The sequence below is a fragment of the Stenotrophomonas sp. Steno-C15 genome, assembly GCF_056393265.1.
This window is the reverse complement of sequence record NZ_JBWJPF010000010.1, coordinates 102,082-116,664: the sequence shown is the minus strand read 5'-3', so window position 1 is coordinate 116,664 and position 14,583 is coordinate 102,082. Positions and strand designations below refer to the sequence as shown.

General features: G+C 68.8%; 16 protein-coding genes. 5 read left to right on the top strand and 11 right to left on the bottom strand.

Annotated features, from left to right (window positions below):
* Positions 1–18: 18 nt before the first annotated feature.
* Both cydD and cydC read left to right on the top strand, forming a co-directional pair.
* Positions 19–1,758 carry a thiol reductant ABC exporter subunit CydD gene (gene cydD / locus AC06FB_RS10125; RefSeq protein WP_193396141.1) on the top strand — a complete coding sequence of 580 codons (1,740 nt, stop codon included), beginning with the start codon at positions 19–21 and terminating at the stop codon, positions 1,756–1,758.
* Entirely contained in the window at positions 1,755–3,428 is a 1,674-nt protein-coding gene (gene cydC / locus AC06FB_RS10120) for a thiol reductant ABC exporter subunit CydC (protein ID WP_053520346.1), read from the top strand. Before cydD ends, cydC begins: the two co-directional genes overlap by 4 nt.
* A 13-nt stretch (positions 3,429–3,441) precedes the next feature.
* On the opposite strand, the gene AC06FB_RS10115 is transcribed toward cydC, so the two are convergent.
* The 11 genes from AC06FB_RS10115 to ccmA form a co-directional block, all read right to left on the bottom strand.
* Positions 3,442–3,783 (bottom strand): DUF1294 domain-containing protein, encoded by a 342-nt coding sequence (locus AC06FB_RS10115; RefSeq protein ID WP_053520347.1) that lies wholly within the window; start codon positions 3,781–3,783, stop codon positions 3,442–3,444.
* Positions 3,783–4,895, bottom strand: coding sequence for a homoserine O-acetyltransferase MetX (gene metX / locus AC06FB_RS10110; protein WP_478053642.1), 1,113 nt, complete (start codon positions 4,893–4,895; stop codon positions 3,783–3,785). Before metX ends, AC06FB_RS10115 begins: the two co-directional genes overlap by 1 nt.
* A gap of 161 nt (positions 4,896–5,056) precedes the next feature.
* Positions 5,057–6,049 (bottom strand): tetratricopeptide repeat protein, encoded by a 993-nt coding sequence (locus AC06FB_RS10105; RefSeq protein ID WP_478053647.1) that lies wholly within the window; start codon positions 6,047–6,049, stop codon positions 5,057–5,059.
* Complete coding sequence (locus AC06FB_RS10100) at positions 6,043–6,489, bottom strand: cytochrome c-type biogenesis protein (RefSeq protein WP_053516933.1); 447 nt, start codon at positions 6,487–6,489, stop codon at positions 6,043–6,045. The genes AC06FB_RS10105 and AC06FB_RS10100 overlap by 7 nt, the downstream gene beginning before the upstream one ends.
* Before the next feature lie 4 nt (positions 6,490–6,493).
* Entirely contained in the window at positions 6,494–7,111 is a 618-nt protein-coding gene (locus AC06FB_RS10095) for a DsbE family thiol:disulfide interchange protein (protein ID WP_053516864.1), read from the bottom strand.
* Positions 7,112–7,119: 8 nt separating this feature from the next.
* A complete protein-coding gene (locus AC06FB_RS10090) occupies positions 7,120–9,039 on the bottom strand; it encodes a heme lyase CcmF/NrfE family subunit (protein WP_478053641.1) in 1,920 nt (639 codons plus the stop codon).
* Positions 9,040–9,516: a cytochrome c maturation protein CcmE gene (ccmE, locus tag AC06FB_RS10085; RefSeq protein WP_111186423.1), complete on the bottom strand. Its 477-nt coding sequence runs from the start codon at positions 9,514–9,516 to the stop codon at positions 9,040–9,042.
* A complete protein-coding gene (gene ccmD, locus AC06FB_RS10080; protein ID WP_053516869.1) occupies positions 9,513–9,701 on the bottom strand; it encodes a heme exporter protein CcmD in 189 nt (62 codons plus the stop codon). The genes ccmE and ccmD overlap by 4 nt, the downstream gene beginning before the upstream one ends.
* Complete coding sequence (ccmC, locus tag AC06FB_RS10075) at positions 9,698–10,468, bottom strand: heme ABC transporter permease CcmC (RefSeq protein WP_065181944.1); 771 nt, start codon at positions 10,466–10,468, stop codon at positions 9,698–9,700. Before ccmC ends, ccmD begins: the two co-directional genes overlap by 4 nt.
* 43 nt (positions 10,469–10,511) lie before the next feature.
* Positions 10,512–11,207, bottom strand: a complete 696-nt coding sequence (ccmB, locus tag AC06FB_RS10070; RefSeq protein WP_053516872.1) for a heme exporter protein CcmB — start codon at positions 11,205–11,207, stop codon at positions 10,512–10,514.
* On the bottom strand, positions 11,204–11,905 hold the full coding sequence (gene ccmA / locus AC06FB_RS10065; protein WP_478053640.1) for a heme ABC exporter ATP-binding protein CcmA: 702 nt from the start codon (positions 11,903–11,905) through the stop codon (positions 11,204–11,206). Before ccmA ends, ccmB begins: the two co-directional genes overlap by 4 nt.
* A 143-nt stretch (positions 11,906–12,048) precedes the next feature.
* On the opposite strand from ccmA, the gene AC06FB_RS10060 reads away from it, so the two are divergent.
* The 3 genes from AC06FB_RS10060 (at position 12,049) to AC06FB_RS10050 (ending at position 14,558) form a co-directional block, all read left to right on the top strand.
* Positions 12,049–13,197: a pyridoxal phosphate-dependent aminotransferase gene (locus AC06FB_RS10060; protein ID WP_478053639.1), complete on the top strand. Its 1,149-nt coding sequence runs from the start codon at positions 12,049–12,051 to the stop codon at positions 13,195–13,197.
* A gap of 14 nt (positions 13,198–13,211) precedes the next feature.
* The gene (locus AC06FB_RS10055; RefSeq protein WP_111186421.1) at positions 13,212–14,018 is read left to right on the top strand and encodes an amidohydrolase; all 807 of its coding nucleotides are present in this window, start codon (positions 13,212–13,214) and stop codon (positions 14,016–14,018) included.
* Positions 14,019–14,123: 105 nt separating this feature from the next.
* A complete protein-coding gene (locus tag AC06FB_RS10050) occupies positions 14,124–14,558 on the top strand; it encodes a hypothetical protein (RefSeq protein ID WP_478053638.1) in 435 nt (144 codons plus the stop codon).
* Positions 14,559–14,583 lie beyond the last annotated feature (25 nt).

Sequence of the window (14,583 nt, the reverse complement as noted above, 5' to 3'; positions counted from 1 at the left end):
ACTCCCTGTGAAGACCCTTTGAGCGCTGCCGAACCGACCGTCCTTTCGCCGGAAGCCGAGACGAACCGGCAGCGGCGTGCCCGCACCGCGTGGCTGGCCGACCTTGCGCGGGGGGCACGGGGCCGCCAGCGCCTGGCGGCCGTATGCATCAGCCTGTCCGGCGCGCTGCTGATCGGCCAGGCCGCCGCCATCGCCTGGCTGGTGCAGCAGGTTCTGGTGGAGCAGGCGCCGCTGTCCTCGGGCCTGCCGGTGCTGGCCGCACTGGCGCTGATCCTGTTGCTGCGCACGGCATTGGGCAGCGCGACCCAAGCTGCCGCCGGCGATGTTGCCGACACTGCCCGCCTGGCCCTACGCGAGCGCGTGTTCGCGCGCCTGCTCGGCCACGGGCCGCTGTGGCTGCGGCAGCGCCGCACCGGCGAGCTGGGCGAGCTGCTGCTGCATCACGGTGATGCGATCGAGAATTATTACAGCGGTTTCCTGCCGGTGCGCACTGAAGTGGTGGTGGTGCCCGTGCTGATCCTGGCCGCGGTAGCCTGGGTGGATTGGGTGGTGGCGCTGATCCTGCTGTTCACGGCGCCGCTGGTGCCGTTCTTCATGATGCTGGTGGGGTGGGGCGCCGAAGCGGCAGGTCGCGCGCAGCTGGGTGAGCTGGCGCGCATGAGCGGCCATTTCGCCGACCGCATCAAGGGCCTGGGCCTGCTGCGCGTGTACGGACGGGGCGAGGCCGAGCTGGCGGGAATAGAAGCCGCTGCCGAGGGCGTGCGGCTGCGCACGATGAAAGTGCTGCGGATCGCGTTCCTGTCGTCCACGGTGCTGGAGTTCTTCGCTTCCGTCAGCGTGGCGATGGTTGCGCTGTACCTGGGCTTGAGCTATCTGGGCATGATGTCGCTGCATGCGGCCGTGCCGACGTTGGGCGCAGGCCTGTTCTGCCTGCTGCTGGCACCGGAATTCTACGCGCCGCTGCGACGGCTGGCCGCGCATTATCACGATCGTGCCAACGCGCTGGCCGCGGCAGCCGAAGTGGAGCGCCTGCTGCAGTCGTTGCCGGATGAGCAGGGACTGATCGAGAACGAGGTCGTGCCGCTGGCAGTGGAGCCGGCCGAGGCCGCACTGCCGCCGCTGCAGGCACAGGGCCTGGTGCTGCGCCCGCTGGGCGCGTCGCAGGATGTGCTGCAGGGCGTGGATGTGCTGCTGGAACCAGGCCAGCGGCTGGCACTGGTAGGTGCCAGCGGCAGCGGCAAGAGCACGCTGTTGGAGGCGCTGGCCGGCTGGCTGCCGCCGCGCGCGGGCAGGCTGATGCTGCGCCCCGGCGTGCAGGTGGCCTATGCCAGCCAGCGCCCCTATCTGTTCCACGGCAGCATCGCCGACAACCTGCGGCTGGCCGATCCTGGCGCCAGTGATGCACGATTGCGCGCGGTGGCCGAGGCAGCGCAGGTGCTCACGTTCGCGCAGGGGCTGCCGCAGGGGCTGGACACGATCATCGGTGAACGCGGCTTCGGCCTGTCCGGGGGCGAGGCACGACGCATCGGCCTGGCCCGCCTGCTGCTGCGCGATCCGCAGGTGCTGTTGCTGGATGAGCCGACCGCCTTCCTCGATGCAGATACCGAGGCCGCGCTGCTGCGCAGTCTTGCCGCCTACGCGCGCGGTCGCAGCGTGGTGGTTGCCACCCACAGCCCGGCCGTGATCGCCTGGGCTGATCGCTGCCTGCTGCTGCCGGAAGGACGTCTCGTCGAGCCGGCGCAGGCGGTGCACGCATGAGCCGCTCGCCCGACACGCTGCGTGCGGTGTTCCTGCAGCAGCGGCCGCGTCTGCTGCTGACCATGCTGCTGCTGTGGACCACGATGCTGGCAGGCACCGCCCTGCTTGGCCTGTCCGGTGGCTTCCTCACCGCAGCGGCGCTGGCCGGTGCCGCCGGTCTCGGCCAGGGCTTCAACTTCTTTTCGCCTTCGGCCGGCATCCGTGGCCTGACCATGGCACGCATCGTTTCCCGCTATTTCGAGAAGCTGGTTGGCCACGATGCCACGTTGCGCATCGCCCGCGACCTGCGGGTATGGTTCTTCCGGCGCGCCCTGCCACTGGCGCCCGCGCGGCTGGGTGCCACCCGCACCGGCGAGCTGCTCGCGCGCCTGCTCGGTGATATCGGTGAAGTGGACGGCCTGCTGGTCCGCGCGCTGGGCCCGCTGGTCGCGCTGGGTGCCCTGTCGATGGTGGCCGTGCTGTCGGCGGCGATGATCCTGCCGTCCGCAGCGGTGCTGCTGGCGGTGCTGGCCGCGCTGATTGCCTTCGGTGTGCCGTGGCTGGGCGTGCGTGGCCGCGATGGCGAGGAAGCGGATCGCGCCGCGCATCGAGCCGCGCTGCGCACTGCCGCGTTTGAAGGACTGGAAGGCGCGGGTGATCTGGCGGCGCTGCATGCCGATGCGGCGTGGCAGCTGAAGGTGCGGGTGGCCGCCAAGCAGTTGGCCGCGCGTGATCGCCGTCGCCGCTGGCGCCTGATCGCCGCGTCGACACTGCACGGCAGCGTGGCCGGACTTGGCCTGGTCGCCATGCTGGCACTGGCCCTGCATGCGGCCGAGCAACAGCGCATCGCCGCTGAAATGGCAGCCGGACTGGTGTTCCTGACGGTGGCGCTGATCGAGCTGTGGGCGGGGATGGGCCTGGCATGGCAGTCGTTGCAGTCCGGTCGCATCTCGGCCGATCGCCTGCAGTCCATCGTCGAGCAGCCGCCGGCCGTGGACGAACCGCTGGCACCGCAGCCGGTTCCGGTGCACGCACGCGTGCACTGGGATGACGTCCACTTCCAGTGGCCGGGGGCGGTACGCCCGGTGCTGCGCGGGCTGCAGCTGACGTTGGCGCCCGGCGAGCGCATCGCCATCCGTGGCGACAGTGGCTGCGGCAAGACCACGTTGTCCAGCCTGCTGCTGCGCCTGTGGGATCCGCAGCAGGGCCGGCTGACCTATGGCGGGCGGGACCTGCGTGATTTCGCCCAGGCCGATTGGCATCGGCAGCTGGCCTGGCTGCCGCAGAACGCCCCGGTGTTCGCCGGCAGCGTGGCGGAGAACCTGCGCCTGGGGGATCCTGATGCCGACGATGCTGCACTGTGGGCGGTGTTGCACAGGGTGCGGCTGGGCGAGTGGGCCGAGCGCAATGGTGGCCTGCTGGCCTGGGTTGGCGAGAACGGTGCGACGATGTCCGCGGGTCAGGCGCGACGCCTGGCGCTGGCCCGCGCGCTGTTGCGCAACGCGCCGATCCTGTTGCTGGACGAACCGACCGAAGGCCTGGACGTGGACACGGCCCATGCGCTGCTGCAGGATCTGGCCGGCCTGCTGGACGGTCGCAGCCTGTTGATGATCACCCATGACGACCTGCCCGATGGCGTGGTCGACGCGCAGTACCGGTTGCGCGATGGCGTGCTGATCCGCGAGGCGTGAGCGGCGCGCCTCATCAGGAAAATTCGCGCAGCATCACGGCGATCGAGGCCACATTGGCCAGCACGCACAACCCGAACACCCACTGGAATGCGGCTTTGCGATGCTTGTGGCGGAACGTCGCCTGGCCCAGCAATGCGCCGGGCCAGCCGCCGGCGAAGGCCAGCAGCTGGAGTGTCCGTTCCGGAATGCGCCGGTGGTTGCGTTGTGCGGCGCGCTTGTCATGGCCATACAGGCCAAACGACACGGCACTGGCCAGCAGGCACCAGCCGCCCAGCCACAGGGGCAGAACGCCGCTGATCGTCAGTGCGATCAGCGCGCCGAAGGCGGCCAGCGCGAGATGACGCCGCCATCCCACTAGAGCGTGTCGAGGAAGCTGCGAACAGCCGGGCCGAACCGATCGAAATCGACCAGGAAGGCATCATGGCCCTGCGGCGAGTCCAGTCCGATGAAGCGTGCATCGGCGCCACCGGCGCGCAGGCCGTCGGCCACCTGCTGCTGCTGCTGCACCGGGAACAGGATGTCGGTGTTGGCACCGATGGCCAGCGCCTTGTCCACACGGATCCTGGCCAGTCCGGCCATGACATCGCCATCGGCATACTCGGCCAGGTCGAACCAGTCCATCGAGCGGCTCAGGTACAGATAGCAGTTCGGATCGAAGAAGCGCACGAAGCGGCGTGCGTGGCCTTCGAGATAACTTTCGACCTGGAACTCCAGGCCGAACGGATCGTCGTCGGCCTGGTCCGAATCCAGGCGCACGCGACCGAAGCGGCCGTCCCATTCCAGCGCCGAGCGGTAGGTGATCACCCCCAGCTTGCGCGCCATGCGCATGCCGGATTCCGGGTAGTGGTTATCGTCGTAGTGGCCACTGTTCCAGCGTGGATCGAGACGGATCGCCTCCCGCTGCAGCGATCGGATCGCGATGGAGAACGGCAGCGCCTGCGCACTGCCGGAAATGTTGATGTGGCTGCGCGCGATTCCCGGATGCAGCATCAGCACCGCCAGCGCGGTCATGCCGCCCATCGAGTTGCCGATCACGCAGGCCAGCCGTTCGATACCCAGCGCACGCACCACCTCGAGGGCGGCGCGTGCGCCGTCTTCGATCGACAGTTCGGGGAAGCCGAGCCGGTACGGTTCGCCGGTCGCCGGATTGATCGATGCCGGTCCTGTCGAGCCCTTGCAGCTGCCCAGCGAGTTCACGCAGACCACGAACCAGCGGTCGGTATCGATCGGCTTGCCCGGCCCGAGCATCGCCTCCCACCAGCCCGGTGCGGGATTGCCTGCGTTGCCGGCGGCATGCGCGTCCGGCGACAGGCCGGTGACGATCAGGATCGCGTTGCCCCCATCGGCAGCCAGCGTGCCCCAGGTCTCGTAGGCCACGCGCGCACCGTGCAGGGCGCCGCCGCGCTTGAACGGGAAGGGCGAAGGCAGGGCATGGAAGCGGGTGCCGGGCGGAATGAATTCGGTCATGCGGGCATTCTAGCGGGGCGGCATGTGGAGCTGGCGACACGCTGGTTTCCATCAGCGGGCGAATGTCGCACGCCAACCCTCTGTGGGGCATGGCCCGGCGCTACCGATGGCAAGCGCGCAGGTAGCGCCGGGCCGTGCCCGGCGAGCGCAGCGGTGCGGTGTTACGGAAACCGCAGTTCCACCACGCCCTCATGCGGCAGGGTCACCTTTACCGGGAGGCTCTGCAGGTCACCGTCGCCGCGATTGGCACTGCCACTGCGCGAGATCCGCGCCAGCACTTCCACCTCGCGATGCGCTGACAGGGGCGCGGTGGGCATCGGACTGTCGCCGTCGCCAAGTCCGACCGTGCCGGGAAAACCAGCCAGAGGCAGCTTGCGCACCGCGACCGGCATCGGCGGGCCGCCGACCGCACGCGCCAGCACGAAGATCTGCGCGCCCGCCGGCCATTGCGCATGCTGCACGGAGACGGGCAGCTGCACACGCACCTGCAGCAGTGCAGGCGAGGTCGCCGGGGCTGGCTCATGTGCCTGTGCGGCCGCTTCGCGGGCAATGGCGATCTGTGCCTGCAGCGCCTGCGCGGCACCCGGTTCCAGGTGCGGCAGCAGGCCGCTCCAGACATCGGCGGCTTCGCTGTTGCGGCCGCGCTGGCGCAGGGCGATGCCGAGCAGCCAGCTGGCCCGTTCGGCATCGGGCGCCAGCGTGCGCGCCCGCTGCAGCCACGATACGGCGGTGTCGTCGAACTGCTTTCCGGCATCGGCCTGGGCGCGCGCCTGCGCCGCCTCCACCAGCACGCCCGGGTCGTCCGGTGCCAGTGCTACCGCGCGCGCGAAGGCTTCGGCAGCCGCGGCGGCGTTGCCCAGTTCGCTCTGCGACCGGCCGAGCAGGGCCCAGCCATCGGCACGTTGTGGATCGCGCTGCAGCGCGCCCTGCAGGGCCTGCACGCCCTCGCGCAGGGTCGCCACCGATGGCGCCGGCTGCACCCGTGCCGCCTGCGGGTTCCCCACCAGCTGGTACAGGCAGGCGCCGGCGATGCCCACGGCAGCCACGGCGACGAGGAAGCCGGTGCGGCCTTGCCGCCGCAGCGGCCACAACACCAGCAGCGCAGTGAGCGCAGCGCTGGCGGCAGCCGCGAAAAGCAGCCAATCGTTCACCAGTCCTCTCCCACGTCGGCCGATGTCGGCGGTGCGGCGGCCACGGTACGGGCACGACGGCGGACGATGCCCACCACCACCAGCGCGCCGGCGCCCAGTACCAGCAGCGGACCACCCCACAGCAACCAGGTGCCCGGCTGCAGTGGGGGCTGGTAAAGCACGAAGTCGCCATAGCGGGCGACGAGGAAGCGCTTGATCTGCGTATCGTCATGGCCCTGCTGCATCAGCTGCAGTACCTCCCGGCGCAGGTCCTGGGCGATCTGGGCGTTGGAATCGGCCAGCGACTGGTTCTGGCACTGCACGCAGCGCAGCTGCGCGGCGAGGTCGTGGAAACGACGCTCCTCCGCTGCATCACGGAACTGCAGCGGCTTTGGGTCATGCAGTGGTTGCTGCGCCAGGCCGGGCAACGACCCGGCCAGCAGCAGTACCAGCAGCCCGCGCAGGCCGCTACGGAGCAACGCGCTGCGAACCGGCCGCATCGTTCTGAGCCTTCTCGATCTTCTCCAGCGCCGGGATCAGCTTCTCGTCGACCACCTTCTGCGTCATCGCTCCGCTGTACTTCCAGCGCACGATGCCGCTGCCGTCGACGAGGAAGGTCTCCGGCGCGGCCGTTACGCCCCAGTCGATCGCGGTACGGCCTTCGATGTCGCTGAGCACGACCATGAACGGATTGCCCAGCTGTTCCAGCCAGTGCAGGGCATCGGTGGGGTCGTCTTTCCAGTTGTAGCCGATCACGCGCACGCGCTTGCTCTCGGCGAAACGGGTCAGTACCGGGTGTTCCTCGCGGCAGGCCGCGCACCAGCTGCCCCAGACGTTCAGCAGATAGGGCGCACCGCGCAGTTCTTCGCTGCGCACGATCATCTGCGGATCGTGCAGCACCGGCAGCGCGAAGGCGGGGGCGGGCTTGTCGATGAGGGCCGAAGGCAGCACGTCGCGCTGCGGGTCGCCCGACTTCATCACGCCGTAGATCATCAACCCGAGCAGGCCGAAGAAGAACAGCACGCCGATAACGATGGCGACCGGCGGCAGCGGGCGGGAGGGGCGCGGGGCGGGGGACTCGGACATGGAAACTCCTACGGACGACGGAAGCGGCGGTCAGCGGCGGTGATGAATCCACCCAGGGCCATCAGCAGCGCGCCCAGCCAGATCCAGCGCACGAACGGTTTGATGTGGACGCGGACCGCCCATGCATTGTTGCCCAGCGGCTCACCCAATGCCACGTAGACATCACCGCCGATGCGCGCATCGATGCCGGCCTCGGTCATCACCTGGCCACCGCTGGCGTACTGCCGCTTCTCCGGATGCAGCAGGGCCAGTTCGCGGCCGTCGCGGAACACCCGCAGATGACCGCGGTCGGCAATGAAGTTGGGGCCCTCGCGGTGATCCACGCCTTCGAAGCGCACTTCGTGACCGCCGACCACGATCTGCTGGCCCGGTGCCAGCGCCACTTCGCGCTGCACGTTCAGCGCTTCCACCAGCAACGCGCCCGCCAGAAACACGGCGACGCCGGCATGGGCAACGATCATGCCGAGCATTTCGGCAGTAAAGCGGCCATTGCCACGCAACCGCTGCCAGACGAAGCGGGCGGTGCCCAGCGCGACCCAGGCCGCCGCGGCGACGCCGATGCCGGCTTTCCATCCGTTCTGCGGCGCCTGCCACCAGGCCAGCGCACCGAGCAGTACCGCCAGACCGAACCAGGGGGCGAGCAGGGCCATCGCGCGCGAAGGCTGGTCGCGCTGCCATTTCACCAGCGGGCCGAAGGGCAGCAGCAGCACCAACGGCGCCATCAACAGCAGGAACAGGCTGCCGAAGTAGGGTGGGCCGACCGAAATCTTGCCCAGCGCCAGCGCATCGGCCAGCAGCGGGTACAGCGTGCCGAGCAGGACCATCGCGCAGGCGGTGGCCAGCAGCAGGTTGTTGGCCAGCAGCAGCGTTTCGCGCGAGGTTGCGGTGAAGCCGCGGCGGGCATCATCGGCGTCGATGCTCAGCTGGCCCGCGCGCAGCGCGTACAGCAGCAGGCTTCCACCCACCAGCAGTGACAGGAACACGAGGATGAACAGGCCCCGCGAAGGATCGGCGGCGAACGAGTGCACGCTGGTCAGCACGCCGGAGCGCACCAGGAACGTGCCCAGCAGCGACAGCGCGAATGCGGCGATCGCCAGCAGCAGGGTCCAGCTGCCGAAGGTGCCGCGCTTCTCGGTCACCGCCTGCGAGTGGATCAGTGCGGCGCCGACCAGCCATGGCATGAAGCTGGCGTTCTCGACCGGATCCCAGAACCACCAGCCGCCCCAGCCCAGTTCGTAGTAGGCCCACCAGCTGCCCAGGGCGATGCCCAGGGTCAGGAACGCCCAGGCGACATTGGTCCATGGCCGCGTCCAGCGCAGCCAGCGTGCGTCCACGCGTCCCTCCAGCAGCGCGGCCACGGCGAAGGCGAACGGCACCGCGAAACCCACGTAGCCCAGGTACAGCATCGGCGGGTGGATGATCAGCCCCGGATCCTGCAGCAGCGGATTGAGGTCACGGCCCTCCAGCGGGGCCGGGTTCAAACGCAGGAACGGGTTGGAGGTGAAGATCAGGAAGGCGAGGAAGCCCGCGCTGACGATGCCCATCACCGCCAGCACGCGCGCCTGCACGTGCCGGGGCAGGTGCCGTGAGAACAGCGCGACCGCGCCGGTCCACAGCGCCAGCACCAGCGCCCACATCAGCAGCGAGCCTTCGTGCGCGCCCCACACCGCCGAGTAGCGGTAGATGAGGGGCAGCAGCGAGTTGGAGTTCTCGGCCACGTAGCGCACCGAGAAGTCCTGCTGCACGAAGGTGGCGGTCAGCACCGCGAATGCACCGGCCACCAGCAGCAGCTGCGCGTAAGCGGCCGGCTGTGCCACCGCCATCCACGCCGCGTTGCCGCGATGGGCGCCGGCCAGCGGCAGGCCGGCCAGCAGCAGCGACGCCAGCAGTGCGCACAGCAGCAGGATCTGACCCAGTTCGGGCAGCACTCAGCGGACCTCGGGTGCCGTCACCGGCACGTCGTGCTTGAGATGGGCCTGGCCCATCTTGTCGGCCACTTCCTTCGGCACGTACTGCTCGTCGTGCTTGGCCAGCACTTCGTCGGCGACGAACACGGCGTTCTGCAGCGCGCCCTCCTGCAGGCGGCCGCTGGCGACCACGGCCGTGCCTTCGGCGAACATGTCCGGCAGGATGCGCGAGGTCGTCACCGCCAGCTGGGCATCGCCATCGGTGACCAGGAAGTGGGCTTCCAGCGAGCCGGGCGGGCGGTTGAAGGAACCCTTCACCACCATGCCGCCGAGGCGGAACCGAGATTGCGGCTCGACGTCGCCACGCAGCACTTCGGAGGGCGTGTACAGGTAAGCAATGTTGCGCTCCAGTGCCATCGCCACCAGCGCGGTGGCCAGGCCGGAAGCGAGCAGGGCCAGCAGGACCCAGGCCAGGCGGCGGCGTTGGACCGGTGTCATCGTTCCAGCTCCGTGGACAGCGACGGTGGGACATCCTGGGCGCTGGCACGTGCCTGCTGCCGCTGCTGCCGGGCCTGTGCCATGCGCCGGGCGGCGCGCAGGCGCAGCCAGGAGCCGAGCGCGTCGGCGCAGAGCACCAGCACGAACACCGCGTACGCACCGATCACGTAGGGCAGGTGGCTCATTGCGGGTTCTCCGCAGCAGCCTGCGCGGCGTCGATGCGGCCACCGACCCAGGCCTTGCCGGCCTCGCGGTCGAGATTGTCGGCGCGCGCCTTGGCCAGCACCGAACCGGCGAACCAGAACTTGGTACCGATCACCATCCACCACAGCGGGGCGATCATGGCACTGTCGATGGCCGATTCACCGAACACGTTGATCGACTGGCGCTGGTGCAACCCACCCCACCAGTCCACGGAATAGCGGATCACCGGCAGCAGGCTGACGCCGACGATGGCCAGCAGGCCGGCCGCACGGGCGGCACTGCGGCGATCCTCGATGGCGTGGTACAGGCCGATCACGCCCAGATACAGGAACAGCAGCACCAGTTCGCTGGTCATGCGCGGGTCCCAGTCCCACCAGGTCCCCCACGTGCCCTTGCCCCAGATGCTGCCGGTGAGCAGGGTGATCAGCGTGAACCCTGCGCCCATCGGCGCGCACGCCATGGCCAGGATCTCGCAGACCTTGATCCGCCAGATCAGGGCAATGGCGGCGTACAGCGCCATCAGCGCGAATACGAACAGGCTCATCCAGGCGCTGGGCACATGGATGTACAGGATGCGGAAACTGTCCAGCTGCCGGGCTTCCGGCGGCACCACCAGCAATGCCTGCCAGATTCCGACAAGCAGGACCGGCACGGCCGCGAGGTAGAACACCCGCGACCAGCGGGCGGCGAAACGATCGAACGTGGGCGGAGAACCGAGTTGGTGGAACCAGCGGACAATCGGATTCATGCGTGACGGCTATCCAGCAGGGGTGGATTGGCTCTCAGCTCGATCAACTCAGAGAAATACGAATCGCAGCGGCAGTCGCCAGCGGTGCCAGCACCAGTGCCACCAGCAGGCCGGCACCCAGCATCAGCAGCGCGCCGACCGGATCCTGTCCACGGCTGGCTGCAGCCAGGCTGCCTGCACCGAAGACCAGCACCGGTACGTACAACGGCAACGACAGCAACGCCACGAGAATACCAGAGCGCCGGATGCCCACGGTCAGTGCAGCGACCACACCACCGATCAGGCTCAGCAACGGTGTTCCCAGCAGCAACGATGCCAGCAACATCGGCAGCTGGTCATGCGGCAGATGCAGCATTTCCGCCAGCAGCGGGCTCAGTACGATCAGTGGCAGGGCCGTGGTGGCCCAGTGCAGCAGCACCCGCACCAGCACCAGCCACGCCAGTGGCACCGGTGCCAGCAGCCATTGCTCCAGCGAGCCATCCTCGGCGTCGGAGCGGAACAGCGAATCCAGCGCAAGCTGCCCGGCCAGCAGCACCGCCAGCCACAGCACCGCACCCGCGGTCGCCGCCAGCGGCTGTGGATCGCGTCCCTGTGCCAGTGCGAACAGCACCACCACCAGCAGGGCGAACAGCAGCGGCTGCAACGCATCGCCGCGGCGGCGCCAGAGCAGGCGCAGGTCACGCCTGACCAGGGCCCGCGCGGTCTGCCACAGGCCCGGTTCGGTACCTGGGGCGATCATGCGGCACCGCCGAGGTCGAGCTGGCGGGTACGCACCGGTGGTGCGGCGTAGGCCCCATGGGTGGTGACCAGGGCGGCGCCACCTGCGCGCAGGTGCGCCGAAATCATCCGGTTGACCAGGGTGATGCCCTCCAGGTCGAGGTTGGCGTAGGGCTCGTCGAGCAGCCACAGCGGGGCGGGCGAGAGCCAGATGCGGGCCAGCGCCAGCCGCCGCTTCTGTCCGGCCGACAGGTGCCTCACCAGGATGTCCTCATACCCGGCCAGGCCGACGATGGCCAGTGCATTGCCCGGCATCTGCCGCGCCCGGCGCCCGTGCAGGCCGCACAGGAAGTGCAGGTTCTCCAGTGTGTCCAGGTCCGGCTTCAGCGCGGGAAGATGGCTGAGATAGGCGACGTAGCGCGCCCGTTCGGCGTTGCTGGCGGGCCTGCCGTCGATCCGCACCTGGCCGGCGCCGGGTCGCGCAAGGCCGGCGAGCACGCGCAGCAGGGTGGTCTTGCCGGCACCGTTGCCGCCCTGCACGAGCAGCGCCTCGCCAGCATCCACGTGGAAGTCCAGCGGGCCGAACACGGGCGCGTCATTGCGCGAGAAGCTCAGGCCGCTGGCGGCCAGCAATGCAGGGGTGTCCAAGGGGCAGGGATCTTCATGCCGGAGTGCGGCGGCAATTGTAGCGATGAAATCCGCCCGGTAGCGCCGGGCCACGCCCGGCGAGCGTCAAGCGCGGTATCCCGCTGAAAGGGCATGTGCAAACAGCTGCCCGGCATGACCCGTCACGACCGGCCCGCGCCGCAGGCCGGGTCCGGATTTCGTACACTTCCAGCCCTTGTTCCCATTAGCCCAGGCCGATGCAACCCACCACCAAGCTGCCCAAGGTCGGTACCACCATCTTCACCGTCATGTCCCAGCTCGCTGCCGAGCACGGTGCAGTCAATCTGGGCCAGGGGTTTCCGGATTTTTCCGCGCCGCAGCGCCTGATCGACGAAACCGCCAAGGCGATGGCGGCCGGCCTGAACCAGTATCCGCCGATGACCGGTGTGGCGCCGCTGCGCCAGGCCATCGCGCAGAAGTCACTGGACCTGTATGGCGCCCAGGTCGACCCGGACACCGAAATCACCGTCACCAGCGGCGCGACCGAGGCCATCTTCAACGCCATCCACGCCGTGGTGCGTGCCGGCGAGGAGGTGATCGTGCTGGACCCCGCATATGACTGCTACGAGCCGGCCATCGAGCTGGCCGGCGCAACCGCCGTGCACGTGCCGCTGGACCCGCAGACGTTCGCCGTGGACTGGGACCGCGTGCGTGCGGCCATCACGCCGCGCACCCGCATGCTGATGGTCAACACCCCGCACAACCCCTCCGGTGCGATGCTGGACGAGGCCGACATGCAGGCGCTGGCCGACGTGCTGCGTGGCACGCAGATCTACCTGATTTCCGATGAGGTGTACGAGCACATCATCTACGATGGCCGCCGCCACGAATCGGTGCTGCGCTACCCGGAACTGCGCGAGCGGACCTTCGTCATCTCCAGCTTCGGCAAGACCTACCACTGCACCGGCTGGAAGATCGGTTATGCGGTGGCGCCGCCGCTGCTGACCGCGGAATTCCGCAAGGTGCACCAGTACAACACCTTCACCAGCTTCGGCCCGGCCCAGTATGGCTTTGCCGCGATGATCCGCGACGAACCGGAGCACCACCTGGAACTGGGCGCGTTCTACCAGGCCAAGCGTGACCGCTTCCGCGAGCAGCTGGCCGGTACGCGGCTGAAGCCGCTGCCGGTGCCGGGCGGCTACTTCCAGCTGGTCGATTATTCGGCCATCAGCGATCTGCCCGACCACGAATTCGTGAAGTGGCTGACCGTCGAGAAGGGCGTCACCGCCATCCCGCTGTCGCCGTTCTACGAAACCGCACCGGCCGGCCAGCGCCTGGTACGGCTGTGCTTCGCCAAGAACGAGGCGACCCTGGACGCGGCGATCGAACGCCTGCGCCTGCTGTGAGCGGAGTGACGACCATGCAGGATCTGCGCATTTCCCTCGTCCAGGGCGACACCCGCTGGCACGACCCGGCCGGCAACCGCACCTACTATGGCGCGCTGCTGGCGCCGCTCGCCGGCACCACAGATCTGGTGATCCTGCCGGAGACCTTCACCAGTGGCTTCTCCAACGAGGCCATCGCCCAGGCTGAAGGCATGGATGGCCCGACCGTGGCGTGGGTGCGCGAACAGGCCAGGGCCTTGAACGCGGCAGTGGTCGGCAGTGTGCAGCTGCGTGACGGCGCGGGCGTGTACAACCGGCTGCTGTTCGCGACCCCCGACGGTGGACTGCAGTACTACGACAAGCGCCACCTGTTCCGCTATGGCGGCGAGCACGAGCGCTATGCCGCCGGCCGCGACCGCCTCTGCGTGGAATGGAAGGGCTGGCGCATCAATCCGCAGGTCTGCTACGACCTGCGGTTCCCGGTGTTCTGCCGCAACCGCTACAACGTGGAACGGCCCGAACAGCTGGATTTCGATCTGCAGATCTTCGTTGCCAACTGGCCCTCGGCGCGTGCCTACGCGTGGAAGACGCTGCTGCGCGCACGTGCGATCGAGAACCTGTGCTTCGTCGCTGCGGTCAACCGTGTCGGCGTGGACGGCAACCAACTGCACTATGCCGGCGACAGCGCCGTGCTGGATTTCCTCGGCCAGCCGCAGGTGGAGATCCGCGAGCGCGAGCAGGTGGTGACCACCACCATCTCGGCCGACGCGCTGGCGCTGCACCGTGCGCGCTTCCCGGCGATGCTCGATGCCGATGCTTTCCATCTGGACGTGCAGGCCTGAACGAAGGGCTGAACGCTGCCCGCATCACCGTGCGCGCCTGCATTCACCCTGCACGCGCGCGCTGCTAGATTCGCCGGCAGTCCGAACGCTGTGGAAGTCCTGCCGATGAACAAGTCCCTTGCCCTGTTGCTGGCGCTGGCCGCCACCTCCCTGGCTCCGGCCGTGCATGCCGGTGGCAACCTCGACTGCCACCTGCGCTACAACCTGTCCGGCTGGTCGCTGATCTACAAGACGGCCTCGGGTACCGGCACCGTCAGCTGCAGCAACGGTGCCAGTCTGCCGGTGCGCATCCAGATGAAGGGCGGTGGCCTGACCGTTGGCAAATCGAAGATCACCGACGGGCGCGGCAGCTTCACCGGCGCCGTCAGCGTGGATGAACTGCTCGGTACCTACGCGTCGGTGGGGGCTCATGCCGGTGCGGTGAAATCCAGCAATGCGCAGGTGATGACCAAGGGCGACATCTCGCTGGCGCTGTCCGGTACCGGCAAGGGCTGGGACCTGGGTGTGGACGGCACGGCCTTCACCATCAGCCGGCGTTGACCGGTTCCCGTCGCAGCGGCACCCG